This window comes from Flavobacterium sp. ZT3R18, assembly GCF_007097385.1.
Lineage (GTDB): Bacteria > Bacteroidota > Bacteroidia > Flavobacteriales > Flavobacteriaceae > Flavobacterium.
Map to the genome: position 1 here is coordinate 81,173 of NZ_VJZS01000001.1, position 16,928 is coordinate 98,100.

General features: G+C 36.7%; 9 protein-coding genes. 5 read left to right on the forward strand and 4 right to left on the reverse strand.

Going from position 1 to position 16,928, the window contains the following annotated elements; all coding sequences use genetic code 11:
• Positions 1 to 19: 19 nt before the first annotated feature.
• A complete protein-coding gene (locus FNW52_RS00355; protein ID WP_143375429.1) occupies positions 20 to 2,683 on the forward strand; it encodes a T9SS-dependent M36 family metallopeptidase in 2,664 nt (887 codons plus the stop codon).
• 52 nt (positions 2,684 to 2,735) lie between these two features.
• Here the strand turns inward: FNW52_RS00355 and FNW52_RS00360 are convergent, their stop codons facing one another.
• The 4 genes from FNW52_RS00360 to FNW52_RS00375 form a co-directional block, all read right to left on the reverse strand.
• The gene (locus FNW52_RS00360; RefSeq protein WP_143375430.1) at positions 2,736 to 3,725 is read right to left on the reverse strand and encodes a DUF3078 domain-containing protein; all 990 of its coding nucleotides are present in this window, start codon (positions 3,723 to 3,725) and stop codon (positions 2,736 to 2,738) included.
• A 41-nt stretch (positions 3,726 to 3,766) separates the two neighbouring features.
• Positions 3,767 to 5,548, reverse strand: coding sequence for a 1-deoxy-D-xylulose-5-phosphate synthase (locus FNW52_RS00365; protein ID WP_143375431.1), 1,782 nt, complete (start codon positions 5,546 to 5,548; stop codon positions 3,767 to 3,769).
• Positions 5,549 to 5,587: 39 nt separating this feature from the next.
• Positions 5,588 to 6,160, reverse strand: coding sequence for a hypothetical protein (locus FNW52_RS00370; protein WP_143375432.1), 573 nt, complete (start codon positions 6,158 to 6,160; stop codon positions 5,588 to 5,590).
• 72 nt (positions 6,161 to 6,232) lie between these two features.
• Positions 6,233 to 7,135, reverse strand: coding sequence for a hypothetical protein (locus FNW52_RS00375; protein ID WP_143375433.1), 903 nt, complete (start codon positions 7,133 to 7,135; stop codon positions 6,233 to 6,235).
• A 61-nt stretch (positions 7,136 to 7,196) separates the two neighbouring features.
• Here FNW52_RS00375 and FNW52_RS00380 point away from each other — a divergent pair, with 61 nt between their 5' ends.
• The 4 genes from FNW52_RS00380 (at position 7,197) to pbpC (ending at position 16,922) form a co-directional block, all read left to right on the forward strand.
• Positions 7,197 to 7,640 (forward strand): nucleoside deaminase, encoded by a 444-nt coding sequence (locus FNW52_RS00380; RefSeq protein ID WP_143375434.1) that lies wholly within the window; start codon positions 7,197 to 7,199, stop codon positions 7,638 to 7,640.
• Positions 7,641 to 7,812: 172 nt separating this feature from the next.
• Entirely contained in the window at positions 7,813 to 13,509 is a 5,697-nt protein-coding gene (locus tag FNW52_RS00385; protein WP_143375435.1) for an alpha-2-macroglobulin, read from the forward strand.
• Positions 13,510 to 13,655: 146 nt separating this feature from the next.
• The gene (locus tag FNW52_RS00390) at positions 13,656 to 14,246 is read left to right on the forward strand and encodes a transposase (RefSeq protein ID WP_143375436.1); all 591 of its coding nucleotides are present in this window, start codon (positions 13,656 to 13,658) and stop codon (positions 14,244 to 14,246) included.
• Between the two features lie 300 nt (positions 14,247 to 14,546).
• Positions 14,547 to 16,922, forward strand: coding sequence for a penicillin-binding protein 1C (gene pbpC, locus FNW52_RS00395; protein WP_143375437.1), 2,376 nt, complete (start codon positions 14,547 to 14,549; stop codon positions 16,920 to 16,922).
• Positions 16,923 to 16,928 lie beyond the last annotated feature (6 nt).

Sequence of the window (16,928 nt, forward strand, 5' to 3'; positions counted from 1 at the left end):
AAACAAATCTAACTGATTTATGAAAAAAATTACCCTTTTAATCTTTTATTTAATCCCATTACTTACGTTTTCACAATCCAATAAAGAAATAATTCAAAAATACTTAAATGCAAACACTGCTAAGTCGGGTCTTTCTGCAAGTGATGTGAATGATTGGATTATAGAAAGTGAAGGAACTACTTCAAATTCGGCTATTACCAACTGTTATGTACTACAAAGATATAATGGCATCGAATTGTTTAGATCCGTTTCCAATTTTTCAATAAAGAATGGACAGGTTGTGAATGCTGAGAAAAAATTTGTTGCCAATGTGTCTAAAAAAGCAAACGCTACTTATCCTTCGCTCTCAGCAATACAGGCCTTAACAAAAGCCTATGAGCAATTAAAAATTTCGCGAACGGCTCCATTTGCTATTTTGGAAACTATAAGTAACTATAAGTTTTTAATTAGCAATGGATTAGAAAAAGGAGAGCCTGTTTCGGCTAATTTAGTGTATTTTACAACCAAAGAAAAAACATTGGTTTTGGCTTGGAATTTTACTATAAATACAAATGCTCCTGAGCACAAATGGAGTGTTCGTGTAGATGCACAGACTGGTAAGATTTTAGAAAAAAAGGATTATATTCTTTCTTGTAATTTTGATAAAAAAAAGCAGATTTCAATAGTTGCTGCTGATGTTGTGGTAGATGCAAGTCCGTTAACTTACAGGCAGTTGTATTCAAAAAGTACTGCTGTGGCTAATGAAGGGAGCTATAATGTAGTTCCGTTTAATTATGAAAGTCCCAATCATACTGCTAGGAAATTAATTTCTAATCCAGCTAATTTAACGGCCTCTCCTTTTGGATGGCACGATACGAATGGTATTTTAGGCCCTGAATATACTATCACTAGAGGGAATAATGTTTGGGCGCAAGATGATATGGATGGGGATAACAATACAGCTGGAACAAGTCCTGATGGAGGTGCTTCATTAGTGTTTGATTTTCCATATTTAGGAACAAATGTAGCTGCTTCCAATTCACTAAATGCTGCCAACACTAATTTGTTCTATATGAATAATGTGATGCATGATGTATGGTACCAATATGGGTTTGACGAAATTAATGGTAATTTTCAAAAAAATAATTATGGTAAAGGCGCTGCGGGTAATGATTTTGTATTTGCCGATGCGCAAGATGCATCAGTAGCTAGTCCACAAAAGATTAACAATGCCAATTTTTCATCTGGTGTTGACGGACAAAATGCGAGAATGCAAATGTTTTTATGGAATTATTCGCCTCCAATAAAACCTTTGGTAGTTACTTCTCCTTCGTCTATAGCGGGAAGTTATGTAGTAAGACAAAATGGATTTAATCCAGGTCGTGTGGATTTGCCTATTGCCCCGTCTTTTTTGCAATCTGATTTAGTATTGTATGTAAATGCTACTAATCCAACCGATGAGGGTTGTTTTGCGCCAGCTAATGGAGCTGCTTTAAACGGTAAAATTGCAATACTTAGAAGAGGTGGTTGTAATTTTGCAGTAAAAGTTAAATTTGCTCAAGATGCTGGAGCAATTGCTGTAATCGTAGTGAATAATAAAGCTGGAGAAATCACCATGTCTGGTGCTGATGCAGCCATTACAATTCCTGCGATAAGTGTAACTCAAGAAGTTGGAGAATCTTTAATAACACAAATGAAAACACAAGCTGTTAACGTAAAATTGCAATTGGAATTAAATTCTTTTGTGAATTCTGATGGAGATTTTGACAATGGTATAATAGCCCATGAATACGGACATGGTATTTCAACTCGTTTGGCAGGTGGACGTAACAACTCAAATTGTTTGGATAATACTGATCAAATGGGAGAAGGATGGTCAGATTGGATTGCATTGATGATGCAATTAAAACCAGGAGATGTAGGTACAGCCAGAAGAGGTATTGGGACTTATGTTTCTAGTCAATCTACTGATGGTCTTGGAATAAGAGATTATCCTTATTCTACCGATAAAGTGATAAATCCTATGACGTATGCGAATACCAATAAATTTCAATATACCGATGATGATGGTGTAGAACAAACAGAAGAACACGGAACCGGTGCTGTTTGGGCTACTGTATTGTGGGACTTGTCTTGGGCTTATATCAATAAATATGGTTACGATGACAATAAATATAATGGAAAGGCAGGGAATAATAAAGTGATGCAAGTAGTACTAGACGGGATAAAATTACAACCATGTAGTCCTACTTTTGTAAGCGGAAGAGATGCAATTATAGCTGCAGATCAAGCGATAACTGGAGGTAAGGATTACTGTATGATTTGGGAAGTTTTTGCTGCAAGAGGGTTAGGGAAAAATGCTTCTGCTGGGGATGCGAATATTGGAAATGATCAAGGCGAAGATTTTACTATGCCAGCTATGGGGCCTAATTGTGTGCTTGCCGTAAAAGATTTTGAAAATGAAGAGGTGATGAAATTATACCCTAATCCGTCTAGAGGTATTGTAAACATACAGGCAAGTCAATATGTTGGTAAGGTTACAATACAAATTAATGACATTACGGGAAGAGTTGTTTACACTCTTAAAGATGCCGATTTTGAAGGCGAAAAATCCTTGGATCTAAGTTCTCTTACTAAAGGCGTATATATCCTTACCATGAAAGGAGAAGGGTTGAACTATGTTGAAAAAATGATTATAGATTAGATCTTATACTTTTTAAAACTAAAAAAGAGCCCAAACGGGCTCTTTTTTAGTTTTAAAAAGTATATTGAAGACCAATTCCTAGAACTTGTTTTAATTGAATTTCGGCTCCTTTATTAACAGATACGCCGTTTTCAATTTCTATGATTTCTATGTCTTCGTCGTAGATTAAATTGAGTCCAATGTTGGCTTTAATGTGATTGTTTACTTTAAAATCTGCTTGAAATTGCCAGTCAACGTCTATGTTTCCAAAATTATGAATGTAGTCTGTAAATAATGTCAAGCGGTTTTTTATTGTTATGTTGGTGGCTATTTCCTTTTCAATATAACTCGTTACCAAAATACCGACTTCTGTTTTTGATCTTTTTCCTTTGGAAATTAAATTTCCTTGTGCGTCGTAGGTTGCTTTGGTTACACCATAGGCTCCTTTATTGGCTAGAGTTTGGTCTAGAACGGCTGTGTTCTTTAATGTTAGAGGAGATAAATACACATTTAACTTTTCCGGTTTGTAAATGTACTCAGATCCAATCCCTAAAAAGGTGTAGGCGGGAGCAAAGGGTTTTGATATGGGATTTTCCGTATTGGGATAATTATATCCATTAGAGAACTGGGTGTTGAAGTTGAATTTTACCGAATGGTACCAATTTGATAAAGTGTCTTTTCTGTAGCCGTAGGTAGAGTTAATTCTAAAGACATCATCGGTTTTTCTGAGTTCAATTCCTTCTTGTTTGTTTAAACCGTATTTAAAAAGAAGTTCACTCGACCAAACTTGGTATTCGTCTTTATAATCTCGTTTGAGGTGCCCTTTTAGTAAGCCGGTTATGGAGCTTGTTCCCCCAGCACTCCAGTTGACAAAAGCAATTTGCGAAATGTCTATACCAAGAGTGTTTTTGTTTGTCCAATGCGAAATGGTGTCAGGCTTAGCCGTTGCAATGGGGTTGTTAGGAGTGACATCAGGTAAACTTGTAATTATTTTAACTTGCGAGAAACTACATACAGAAAATAGTAAAAATAGAATTAGTAAAGGTTTGGTTAAAAATCTCATAGTTAGGACGGTGGTATTTTAAGAGCGCAAAATAATTAATTTCAATAACTTGAGAAAATTATTTCTAAACAATCAACGGAAATTTTGCAATATTGTTGTTGTTCATCAACAGAACCCTGCTCTATAAAAACATCAGGAATTCCCAAAAGCTGAATTTTACTACTATATTTATGAGTTGCTGCAAACTCTAAGATTGCACTTCCAAAACCTCCATTTAGTACTCCATCCTCAATAGTAATTATAGATTCATATTTGCTAAAAATAGTATGCAGTTCTTTTTCGTCTAGTGGTTTAACAAACGCAAAATCATAATGAGCAAAATTCTTAGGATGTTGTATTTTGGCTAGAGCCAAAGAGACATTGTTGCCTATAGTTCCGGTAGATAAAACGGCTATTTTTGACCCGCTTTTGAGTTGCTTGGCTTTTCCGATTTCGATTTTCTCGTATTTTCCAAAATGGGAGGTTTTCCAATCAATGGTAACACCACGACCACGAGGATAACGGATGGCAATAGGGTGCTCTAAGCCTAATTGGGCAGTATATAAAATGTTTTGTAAATCAATTTCATTCAGCGGTGCATAAACAATCATATTTGGAATGCAACGCAAATAAGCCAAATCAAAAACACCGTGATGGGTAGCTCCGTCTTCGCCAACTAAACCGGCTCGGTCTAGACAAAAAACAACGGGTAAATCTTGTAAGGCCACATCATGAATCACTTGATCGTAAGCGCGCTGTAAAAAAGTAGAATAGATATTGCAATACACGATCATTCCTTGTGTAGCCATTCCAGCGGCCAAAGTCACTGCATGTTGTTCTGCAATTCCCACATCAAAAGCGCGTTTCGGGAAAGCGTCCATCATGAATTTCAAGGAACTTCCCGATGGCATGGCGGGAGTAATACCAACAATTTTTTCGTTCTTTTGAGCTAAATCTAAAATGGTCAAGCCAAAAACATCTTGGTATTTTGGAGGTAAATTTTCTTCCGATTTTGGGATAATTTCGCCAGTTGTGGCATCAAATTTACCAGGGGCATGGTATTTTACCTGATTTTCTTCGGCTTGCTGGAGGCCTTTTCCCTTGGTGGTAATTAGGTGTAAAAATTTAGGTCCTTTTATTTTTTGCAAACGCTTCAATTCTTTGATCGCGGCAAAAATGTCGTTACCGTCAATCGGTCCCGAGTATTCGAAATTCAAGGACTTAATCATGTTATTTTGCTTCGGGTTCTTTCCCTCTTTCACGGAAGTGAAATATTTTTTGAGCGCACCTACGCTTGGGTCAATTCCGATTGCATTATCATTGAGAATGACCAATAAATTAGCATCGGTAACTCCTGCGTGGTTCAAACCTTCAAACGCCATTCCAGAGGCTATCGAGGCATCGCCAATAACCGCAATGTGCTGTTTTTCGAAATCTTCTTTTAAGTTGGAAGCAATCGCCATTCCAAGTGCCGCCGAAATAGAAGTAGAGGAGTGGCCTACGCCAAAAGTGTCGTAAATGCTTTCGCTTCTTTTAGGGAAACCGGAAATACCGCCCAATTGACGGTTGGTGTGAAAAATGGTTCTTCTTTCGGTCAAAATTTTATGTCCGTAGGCTTGATGACCAACGTCCCAAACCAATAAATCTTCAGGAGTGTTAAAAACATAATGCAAAGCAATCGTGAGTTCCACCACACCAAGACTGGCGCCAAGATGCCCTTCTTTGGTGGCAACAATATTGATGATAAAATCGCGTAATTCTTGAGCCAATTGAGGAAGTTGTGCTTCGTCAAGTAAGCGTAAATCGATTGGGGAATGGATATGTAGGAGTAAGTTGCTTTTCATTATAGTTTAAAAAGCGAATTTACGGTTTTAAATTGAAATCTATTTGTTTTTGGTTTTTGTAGAATCTTTTATTATTGGCATTTCGTTTTCATCTATTTCGATTTTGTCTGCTGGTTTTATAATTGGTTTTGCAAACTTAACTTGATCGATTTTTGGCGGAGGTGGCGGAATATTATGTTGTAAAGTATCATTCGGGTCTGTTTTTGGAGGTAATCGCATACCAACAGTCATATTATTCATTTCTAAAGTATCTTCAACAACTTCAACGTTATCTATCTTTTGTTTGTTTCCGTTTTTGTCGGCACAACTAAACAAAGTCGTTCCCATTGCAATAAACAAAGCCAATAAAAATATTTTACGATAGTGTGTTTGTGAAAATAAAACTCGATTTGGAATTTGAATCGTCAAAGAATCCAACTGAGTATTTTTGAATCTCCCACAAACGTTGCTATGCTGTTGAAAATACACTTGAATTTCATCGGGTAACATATTTCTAAAATCGACTACATTTTTGGAACAACTTTCACAAAATCTTCCGTTATCATTTGGAGTCATTTTATGCCAATCTTCGTTACAGGGTTTGGGTATGGTGATTTTGTGATTGGTGTTCATTTTTTTAAATAAAATAAAAAATCTATTAATATAGAATATTGGCACATGTTGATTTGATAAAAAAACGAATTTTTAATCTTTAAAAATAGGTATTGGTTTAATAGAAATTGTGTCAATTTTTGAAATCATTTTTGTTCCGAAGAATGTTTTTTTTATGGAATCAGGTTTGAAAACCACAGATATCTGATATTTTAACTTTGTCGGTTTGTTATTTTCGAATCCAGGTTTCCATTTTTCGGATTGACTCAAAACTCTAATCAATTCTTCATTGATTCCATAGCAGATGTCGTTTGATATATTTATAGAGTCTAATGTGCCATCTTTCATAATAATAAATGTTGCATCTATTATTCCGTCAAGGTGCTTTGCTTTTTTTGGGATTACAAAATTCTTTTTAACAAAATTCTCGAATTTATGTAAGCCTCCGGGGAATTCAGGAAGCATATTAAACATGGGCTCTAAACCTATTCCCCCCGCAATGCCGTAATCATAAGGGTTTCCAGTGCCATAGCCTACTTCTGTTGCTATTTCGGTTTTTGCTATATTCGCAGCTATAAATTCGGCTTTTTTATTTATCCTTTTTTTTGTTTTATTTTTTTTAGGAATAGTTGAGTCTTTAATTATTTCAATTTTATTTATTGAATATTTACTTCCATCTTGGTCTTTGCAACTAAACAAAGTAGTTCCCATTACTAGAAATAATACAAGTAAAAAAATAAGGTTTCGATCTGTTTTGGAATTAATCGTGATATTTGGAATTTGAATAATGATTGAATCTAATTGCGATTGTTTTATTCTACCGCAAACGTTGCTGTGTTGTTGAAAATACACTTGAATTTCATCAGGTAACATTGTGGTAAAATCAATTACATTTTTGGAACAGCTTCCGCAAAATCTTCCACTATCATTTGGTGTCATTTTATCCCAATCTTCGTTACAGGGTTTCGGTATGGTGATTTTGTGATTGGTGTTCATGATTTTGAGTAAATGAACTTTAAAAGTAATAAAAATTAGTTCAAAAGTGTATTTTTGTTTTATGGAAAACATTTTTACGGACGAGTATTTTATGAAGAAAGCTTTGCAAGAAGCAGAAATGGCTTTTGATAAAGGCGAAATTCCTGTGGGAGCCATTATTGCGGTCAATAATACCGTCATTGCCCGAAGTCATAATTTGACCGAATTGCTCAATGACGTTACCGCTCACGCCGAAATGCAAGCCATAACCGCAGCGGCCAATTTCCTTGGCGGAAAATACCTCAAAGAGTGCACGCTTTATGTTACGCTCGAACCTTGCCAGATGTGTGCGGGCGCTTTGTATTGGAGCCAGATTACAAAAATTGTTTATGGTGCTAGCGATGAACATCGTGGTTTTGTGAAAATGGGAACTCAATTGCATCCCAAAACTGTTGTTGTTCGTGGGGTTATGGCCAATGAAGCCTCGGAACTAATGAAACGATTTTTTGTTGAGAGAAGGAAGTAAGCTTTTCTTTTTTACTCCAAAATAAATAATTTACCATCAGCGAATTTTCTTCTTAAAAGAATAAAATAAATACTATACTTTTACTACAATATAATGTATGCTTTTGCAGTTATGGTTTTAACTGTGAAATGTTACTATAATTTAATTTGTAACCCATTAACTCTAGATAAAAGTGAAAACAAAAGGATTAATTTACGTGTTTTGTGTGTTTTTTTTGTTTCAAGCCTGCGGTAGGAAATCAGCAGCCGATTTTAATTCCGATTTTTCATTATTCAAAGAGTATATAGTCAGTTTTACGGGGGGGATTGTCTCGGCGCAATCCGATATTCGTGTGGTTTTGGCTTTCGATACTAATAATTGGAAAGTCAATCAGGTTTTGGACAATGATTTATTCGATATTTCTCCAAGTGTCGATGGAAAAGTGATTGCACTTTCGAACAATACTATCGCTTTTATTCCCGAAAAAAAGTTGGAATCGGGTACCGAATATCAGGTAACCTTGCATTTGGATAAGCTAAATCCAAAGGTCGCCGAAAAAAATAAGGAACTTTCCAATTTTAATTTTACAGTAAAAACCATCAAACAGGATTTCGTTGTCAATACGCTCGATGTTCAATCCTACAGCAAAGAATACCAATATTTGAATTGTGTATTGAAAACAGCAGACAATATCGATTTTGAAACGGCTAAAAAGTTGGTTGAAGCCGAGCATAACGGAAATGATTTGCATCTAATTTTCGAGAAATCGAATGCAGTTGGGAAAGAATTCAAATTTAGAATCGACAGTATTCAACGACTTGATTCCAAAAGTAACCTTGAGATTAAATACGACGGAACCGATTATGATATGGATCAAAAAGGAACTGTCGATTTCGCGATTACAGCACTGAACGAGTTCAAAGTCATTAAAACCGAAATGCAGGAGGGGAATAATCAGTCATTATCCATAAATTTTTCCGAACCGTTGGAAAAAGGACAGGATTTTAAAGGTTTAGTGGCGATTCAAAATACCAATAATTTAAAGTTTTCTACCCAAGGAAATGTGTTGAAGGTTTATTTCAATAATGAGAAAGCCGTTGAAAAACCAGTCGAAGTGGTTCCTGAAGTAGTTACAGAAGAAGTTGCAGAAGAAGTTGCAGAAGTTGTTACTTCGGATTCTACAGCTGTTGTTACAGATAGTGCCGCGGTTGTAGAGCCAGAAGAAGTTGTAGAAGTAGTCGAACCCGAACCTGTTGTTACTTCACAAAAGCTTACTGGGGAATTGTTACTAGAAGTTTTTCAAGGTATAGAAAGCGAATATGGCAAAAAGTTAAATGAGAATTACTCAGAGAAAATTTCGTTTGATGAAATAAAACCCAATGTTCGTTTCATCAAAAACGGAACTATTTTGCCAAGTTCCAGTAATCTAAAACTTAATTTTGAAGCTGTAAATCTAAGTGCCGTTGATGTAAAAGTGTATAAAATTTACAAAAACAACATTCTTCAATTTTTGCAAGATAATGAGTTGAATGGCACTCGAAATTTAAAGCGAGTGGGGCAGCCTGTTGCCAAATCAACGCTGAATCTAAAGGAAAATAGTTTGGTGAATTTGAGCAAATGGAACACTTTTGCTTTGGATTTATCCAAAATAATAACACCAGAGCCAGGTGCAATTTACAGAGTGGAGTTCTCTTATAAAAAAGCCTATTCATTATATAAATGCGAAAATCCTGAAGCGGATGATACCGAAAATGAGGAGGCAGAAGAAGTAGATGAAAACGATGTGAATTATAGTGAGAACTCTTATGATGAGTATTATTATGACGATTATGAATGGAGGGAAAGCCAAGACCCTTGCTCTAATTCGTACTATTATAACGCCAAGATCGGGACAAATATCTTAGCATCGGATGTTGGGGTAATTGCCAAAAGAGGAGGAAATAAATCGTATTTATTTGCCGTAAATAATATCATTACTACTGATCCTATTGCGAATGCAAGAGTAGATTTATACAGTTTTCAACAGCAAAAATTGGCTACAGGAGCTACAAGTAGTGAGGGGATTGCCAGTTTTCAGTTGAATACTTTTGCCTATTTTGCCATTGTGACTTACGGAACGCAATCGACTTATGTAAAACTCGATGACGGGAATTCGTTGTCGGTCAGTAATTTTAATGTGTCGGGCGAAACCTTGCAAAAAGGACTCAAAGGATTTATATATGGGGAGCGTGGCGTTTGGCGTCCGGGAGATAATTTGTATTTGTCTTTTATTTTGAATGATGCTTCGAATAAAATTCCATTGGGACATCCTATAAAATTTAGATTGAGCGACCCTAACGGAAAAGTCACTTATCAAACCGTTCAAAAATCAAATGACTGGAATCATTATGCTTTTACTGTACCTACAGAAGCGGATGCGCCTACCGGAAATTGGGAAGCGATGGTCAGCGTGGGTGGAGCGAAGTTCTATAAAAGCATCAAAATCGAAACCATTAAACCCAATCGTTTAAAAATCAAAAACAGTTTCAGGAAAGTAGTTTTGTCATCTTCATCTTCAAATACCAGTAATCTTGAAGTGACGTGGCTTCACGGGGCTGTGGCTAAAAATTTGAATGTCGAAATGCAAGCTAAATTTTCGCAACAAACAACGACTTTCAAGAATTATGAAAAGTATGTTTTTGATGATTTGGTTCGAAAATTTAACACCGAAGAAATTAATATTTTCTCAGGTAAATTAGATGCCAATGGGAAAGCCAATGTAGATATCGATCCCGAAATACAGGGGGAAGCGCCGGGAATGTTGAAAGCTTCGTTTATTACCAAAGTGTACGAAGAAGGAGGCGATTTTAGTACCGATGTTATGGCTACTACATACTCTCCTTACAGTACTTATGTTGGAATAAAATCTCCCGAACCGAATAAATATGGGATGCTAGAAACTCGCAAAGTAAACCAGTTTGATGTGGTTACAGTCGATGAAAATGGCAGACCCAAAGCGGTAAGAAATCTCGAAGTAAAAGTCTATAAAGTAGAATGGCGCTGGTGGTGGGATGAATCAAGTGATAATTTATCGAATTATAATTCGGATGACGCTACGACTTCGTACAAAACGTTTAGAATTAATACCGATGCTAACGGAAAAGGAAGTGTGCGATTTGCCTTGACGGATGAAGAGTGGGGACGTTATTTAATTCGAGTTTCGGATGAGGTTGGCGGACACGCAACGGCTGTAACGGTAAATATCGATTGGCCAATGTGGTCTGGAAAAACCAGAAATACCGATGCTTCAACAGCAAATATGTTGGTTTTTTCCACCGATAAACAAAATTATACTGTGGGCGAAAATGCGCAAATTTCTTTCCCATCGAGTGAAGGAGGCCGTGCTTTTATTTCTATCGAAAATGGGTCGAAAGTGGTGCAAACACTTTGGGCGAAGACCCAAAAAGGAGAAACAAAAGTAACTATTCCGATTACTGCTGCTATGGCACCGAATGTGTATTTCAATATTACGCTGTTGCAACCGCATGCTTCAACCAAGAACGATTTGCCAATCCGTATGTATGGAATTGTACCGATTGAAGTGATTGACAAAAACACGATTCTGACGCCCAAATTAGTGATGCCTGATGTGTTGCGTCCGGAACAATCATTCGCCATAAAAGTGAGCGAGCAATCTGGAAAAGCAATGACGTATACGATTGCTATCGTAGATGAAGGTTTGTTGGATTTAACCCGTTTTAAAGCGCCAAATGCGTGGGACAGTTTTTATGTTCGGGAAGCTCTAGGAGTAAAAACCTGGGATATTTATGATGATGTGATTGGGGCGTATGGCGGAAAAGTGAATCAGATTTTCAGTATTGGAGGGGATCAGGATTTGGGTGGTGGAAAAGCCAAAAAAGCCAATCGTTTCAAACCCGTTGTGATTTATATGGGACCTTTTAAATTAGAAAAAGGACAAACTAAAACCCATCAAGTGAAATTGCCAAAATACATTGGTTCTGTAAAAACAATGATTGTGGCTGGCGATGCGACTACGAGTGCTTACGGTAGTGTAGAAAAAGCAACTCCTGTGCGCAGTCCTTTGATGGTTTTGGCTTCGCTACCTAGAAAGATTTCTCCATCCGAGAAAGTGACGATTCCAGTTACCGTTTTTGCAATGGAAAAAAACATCAAAAACGTTACGGTTCAGATTAAAACCAATAATGGGTTAAGAGTTATTGGCAGTGCCATTAAAAAATTGTCATTCGCACAGCCTGACGAAAAAATGGCTTATTTTAATTTGGCTGTGGGTTCCGTTACTGGAATTGGAAAAGTGCAGATTGTGGCGACTTCGGGTAAGGAGAAATCCGTTTATGATGTGGAGATCGATATGACCAACCCGAATCCAGTGACCAATACATTTACCGATGTGATTTTGGAACCCAACAGTTCTAAGACTATTTCGTGGAAAACATTTGGTGTTTCGGGAAGTAATATGGCAAAATTGGAGGTTTCATCGATGCCGACGATTAATTTGAATGGACGATTACAGTATTTGATTCAGTATCCTCACGGTTGTGTAGAGCAAACTACATCGTCTGTTTTTCCACAATTGTATTTGAATGATATTGTTGATTTGGATGCTACTCGCAAAGATTTAATTCAAAAAAATATTACGGCAGGAATCACTCGATTAGGGGGTTTTCAATTATCGAATGGTGGAATGTCGTACTGGCAAGGCGGTGCAGAAGCAGACGACTGGGGAACATCTTATTCAGGACATTTTATGATTGAAGCAGAGAAAAAAGGATATTTCTTGCCTATCAATTTCAAATCAAAATGGATTTCGTATCAGCAAAAAGAAGCGAAACAATGGCGATTTGAGGCAAGGTATGGAAATGATATGGCACAATCGTATCGTTTGTACACCTTGGCATTGGCAGGATCACCCGATTTGTCTTCGATGAACAGATTGCGTGAAACCAAAGGGATTTCGAACGAAAGTAAATTACGATTGGCTGCGGCTTATGCATTGGCAGGACAAAAATCGGCAGGTTTGACGTTGTTGCTCAATAGCAAAATTGAGGATGAGTCAAATGCGTATAATTATTACTATTACGGCTCGAGCGACAGGAATCGAGCAATGGCTTTGGAAACCATGTTGTTGCTTGGACAAAGGCAAAAAGCATTTGCAATGGCAACCAAATTGGCCAAAAATATGTCAAGCGACCAGTGGATGAGTACACAAACTACGGCTTATTGTTTGTATGCAATGGCTAAGTTTTCCGTGAGCAATGGTGCTAAAGGAATCGATGTTCAGTTTAGCAAAGACGGAAAAGCACAAACGATAAAAACCATGAAAACAATAGCCGACAGAAGTTTGGTTGTCAAGACAGGTTCGAATAGCGTGACTTTGAAAAATAATAAAAAGAACAGACTGTTTGTTCGGGTGTTGAATACAGGAATTCTTCCAATTGGGCAGGAAAATGCCATTCAAAGTAATGTCTCGGCTTCGATTGTTTTCAAAAACAGAAAAGGAGGCGTTATCAATGTATCGAAAATTAATCAAGGAACGGAATTCATTGCTGAGGTAACCGTTAGAAACCAGAAAAATGAGCACGTAGAAAATGTAGCGCTGTCTCAAATTTTGCCTTCTGGTTTCGAAATCGTAAATACCCGTTTCACGGATTATGGAGACGCAACCAATAATGTTGCAGATTATATTGATATTCGCGACGATAGAACCAATTTCTATTTTGGATTGAAAGCTGGAGAAGTAAAAACCTTTAGAATATTGTTGAACGCTTCTTATTTAGGAACATATTATTTGCCGGGACTGCAATGTGAAGCGATGTATGACAATACGTTTTTGGCAAGAACCAAAGGTTTTTGGGTTCAGGTTGTGAAATAAGGAATTTTGGTTGAATTACTTATCCTAACAGGTTTCTTTTAACCTGTTAGGTATTATATGAATTAAATTAATTTTTATTTTAGGAGTGTAAAGTATACCTAACAGGTTAAAAGAAACCTGTTAGGATGGTAAAAAAGAAATGAAGTATGGAAAAAGATATTTTCGAATCAGGTCAATATTATCACGTATACAATAGAGGAAATAATAAAGAAAATGTTTTTATTGAAGAGAATAACTATAATTATTTTCTAGAGAAAATGAAGAAATATCTTTTGCCAATTGCAGATGTTTATGCTTACTGTTTACTCAAGAATCATTTTCATATTGTTTTAAGAATTAAAGATAAAGAGGAGTTGCCAGAAAAATTAAAAGAAAAAGTTCATTTGCCTTTTTCTAATTTATTTAATTCGTACGCCAAAAGTATAAATACTGCTTATAATAGAACAGGAAGTTTATTTCAAGAACATTTACAACGAAACAGAATTGAAAATGATGAGTATTTGAAACAATTGATAGTGTATGTTCATTTAAATCCTGTAAAGCATAAATTTACGAAATCATTCGAAACGTATTTGCATTCTTCCTATCGTTCTTTTATGTCAAATAAAGAAACGAGTATTGATAGAGGTTTTATTCTAGGATTATTTGGAGGTTTAGAAAATTTTAAGTTTTATCACGATGAAAGAAGATTGGTTTATGATGGGATAATTGATGCGATTGATAAAATGGATGAGTAAATTAAATATTCGTACGGTTAAGTTTGCTTATCCTAACAGGTTTTTTTTAACCTGTTAGGTATTTAGTAGTTAGAATAGTAAATTCATAAAAAAAACAAGCATATTGAAATTGATAAAATGGGTAAGGTTGAGATTTACTGATCCTAATAGGTTGTCAAAACCTCTGTTAGGTATTTATTTTGGTTATGGTTAATCTAATTTTTCTTGTAGGGAGGGTGTAAAAGCATACCTAACAGGTTAAAAGAAACCTGTTAGGATGGTAAAAACCTCATAGAGGAAAAAATACAAACAAAATTCACTTTGAAAAACAAACTAGTAGCGTTCCTACAACGCATCATCAATTGGATAAAACTGCATAAAATTAAATCATCAATAGCCTTTTTGCTGTTGGTGGTTTATTTTTTTTCGTTGCCAAGAACTTTATTTCAAGAACCTTATTCTACGGTTATTGAGAGTAAAGAAGGGGAATTGCTTGGTGCCAAAATTGCTCTCGACGGACAATGGCGATTTCCTGCGCAAGACAGCGTTCCTGATAAATTCAAGAAATGTATTGTCTTTTTTGAAGACGAGTATTTCTACAAACACCCCGGTTTCAATCCTGTGGCGATGGTCAACGCTTTTCAGCAAAATAGGAAAGCGGGTAAAGTAGTTCGTGGAGGAAGTACATTGACACAACAAGTCATTCGGTTGTCCAGAAACGGGAAAGGGCGAACTTATTTCGAAAAAATAGTCGAACTCATTCTCGCCACGCGCTTAGAATTAGGATATTCTAAAAACGAAATTTTAGAATTATATGCAGCTCATGCTCCATTTGGAGGAAATGTTGTGGGTCTCGAAATGGCTTCTTGGCGGTATTTTGGAGTACAGTCCCATCAATTGTCTTGGGCGGAGAACGCAACTTTGGCCGTTTTACCGAATGCGCCCAGCTTGATTTATCCCGGAAAAAACCAAATTCAATTATTGAGCAAACGCAACCGACTTTTGTTAAAATTGCATCAAGAAGGTGTAATCGACAAGCAAACTTATGAACTTTCTATAGACGAGCCGTTGCCGCAAAAACCGTATGATTTACCACAAATTGCTCCTCATTTACTACAACGCGTTGCCAAGAATCAGGAAGGAACTCGGGTAAAAACGACAATAGAAATTGGGTTGCAAAACAGAGTCAATCAAATTGCAAAGTATTATTACAATCAATACAAGCAAAATGAAGTTCATAATTTGGCTATTTTGGTTATCGATGTTTCCAATAGAAAAGTGATGAGCTATGTGGGAAATTCGCCTACGGATGGTAATCATCAAAAAGATGTGGATATTATTGATGCACCAAGAAGCACCGGAAGTATTCTTAAACCGCTCTTGTATGGCGCTATGCTCGACGACGGGGAGTTGTTGCCCAATACGCTAGTGGCAGACATCCCGACACAAATTTCGGGTTATACACCTCAAAATTTCAACCTGACATTTGACGGGGCAGTTCCGGCACATCGGGCATTGTCGCGTTCCTTGAATATTCCCGCTGTATTGATGTTACAGGATTTTGGAGTGAATAAATTCTATGAGGAATTGCAGCGATTCAAATTGCGGGATATTTCAAAACCACCTGATCACTACGGTTTATCTCTTATTTTGGGTGGAGCCGAAAGCAATTTGTGGGATTTGTGTAGAAGCTACGCGGGTTTGTCTTCCACTTTAAATTATTTCAATAAAAATCAAGGGCAATACAGAACCAATGAATTTGCCGAACTCAATTATCAGGATGATTTTCAAGTTGATTTTGGAGACGAAACCAAGCAAAAGAACATTTTGGGAGCAGGTTCGATTTGGCTCACTTATAATGCAATGGAACAAGTCAATCGTCCCGAAGGAGATGAAGCGTGGAAATTCTACGACAGTTCACTCAAGATTGCCTGGAAAACGGGAACGAGTTTTGGGAATCGTGATGCGTGGGCGATAGGAACCAATGCGAGATACGTTGTAGGTGTATGGGTGGGGAATGCAACAGGCGAGGGCAGACCTACATTGACAGGAGTTACCAGCGCGGCACCAATTTTATTTGATATTTTTAATTTGTTGCCAAGACAGCGATGGTTCGATACACCACATAAGGATTTAGAAGAAGTTGAAGTTTGCAGTTTGAGTGGTCATTTGGCTAAAGAAGGCTGTCCCAAAATTAAACAACTCGTTCCAAAGAAAGGAAAAAACACTTCTATTTGTCCGTATCATAAAACCGTACATTTAGATAAATCACTGCAATTTCAGGTCAATAGCAGTTGCGAAAATATTGAAAATATAGTGACCAAGAACTGGTTTGTATTGCCACCTGTAATGGCTTGGTATTACAAAAGTCAGCATATTGAGTATTTGCCGTTGCCACCGTTCAGGAATGATTGTATGGGGACTCAAACCGCAACAATGGATTTTATTTATCCCAAAACCAACAGTAAAATCTATCTTACCAAAAATTTTAATAGCGAAGTACAGCCTGTGATTCTAAAGGTAGCTCATTCCCAACGGGAAAGTAAACTGTTTTGGTATGTCGATAATGTGTACAAAGGCGCGACTAAAACTTTTCATGAAATGCCTATTTCAGCCACCACTGGATTTCATTACATTACAGTGGTCGATGAATTTGGTAACGAAATCCGAAGGAAAATTGAGATCGTGAAAGAGTAGTTTTGT

Bases quoted from the DNA above. Each gene is read 5' to 3' on its own strand.
- FNW52_RS00355 (WP_143375429.1), top strand. From the start codon at position 20: ATGAAAAAAATTACCCTTTTAATCTTTTATTTAATCCCATTACTTACG.
- FNW52_RS00360 (WP_143375430.1), bottom strand. From the start codon at position 3,725: ATGAGATTTTTAACCAAACCTTTACTAATTCTATTTTTACTATTTTCT.
- FNW52_RS00365 (WP_143375431.1), bottom strand. From the start codon at position 5,548: ATGAAAAGCAACTTACTCCTACATATCCATTCCCCAATCGATTTACGC.
- FNW52_RS00370 (WP_143375432.1), bottom strand. From the start codon at position 6,160: ATGAACACCAATCACAAAATCACCATACCCAAACCCTGTAACGAAGAT.
- FNW52_RS00375 (WP_143375433.1), bottom strand. From the start codon at position 7,135: ATGAACACCAATCACAAAATCACCATACCGAAACCCTGTAACGAAGAT.
- FNW52_RS00380 (WP_143375434.1), top strand. From the start codon at position 7,197: ATGGAAAACATTTTTACGGACGAGTATTTTATGAAGAAAGCTTTGCAA.
- FNW52_RS00390 (WP_143375436.1), top strand. From the start codon at position 13,656: ATGGAAAAAGATATTTTCGAATCAGGTCAATATTATCACGTATACAAT.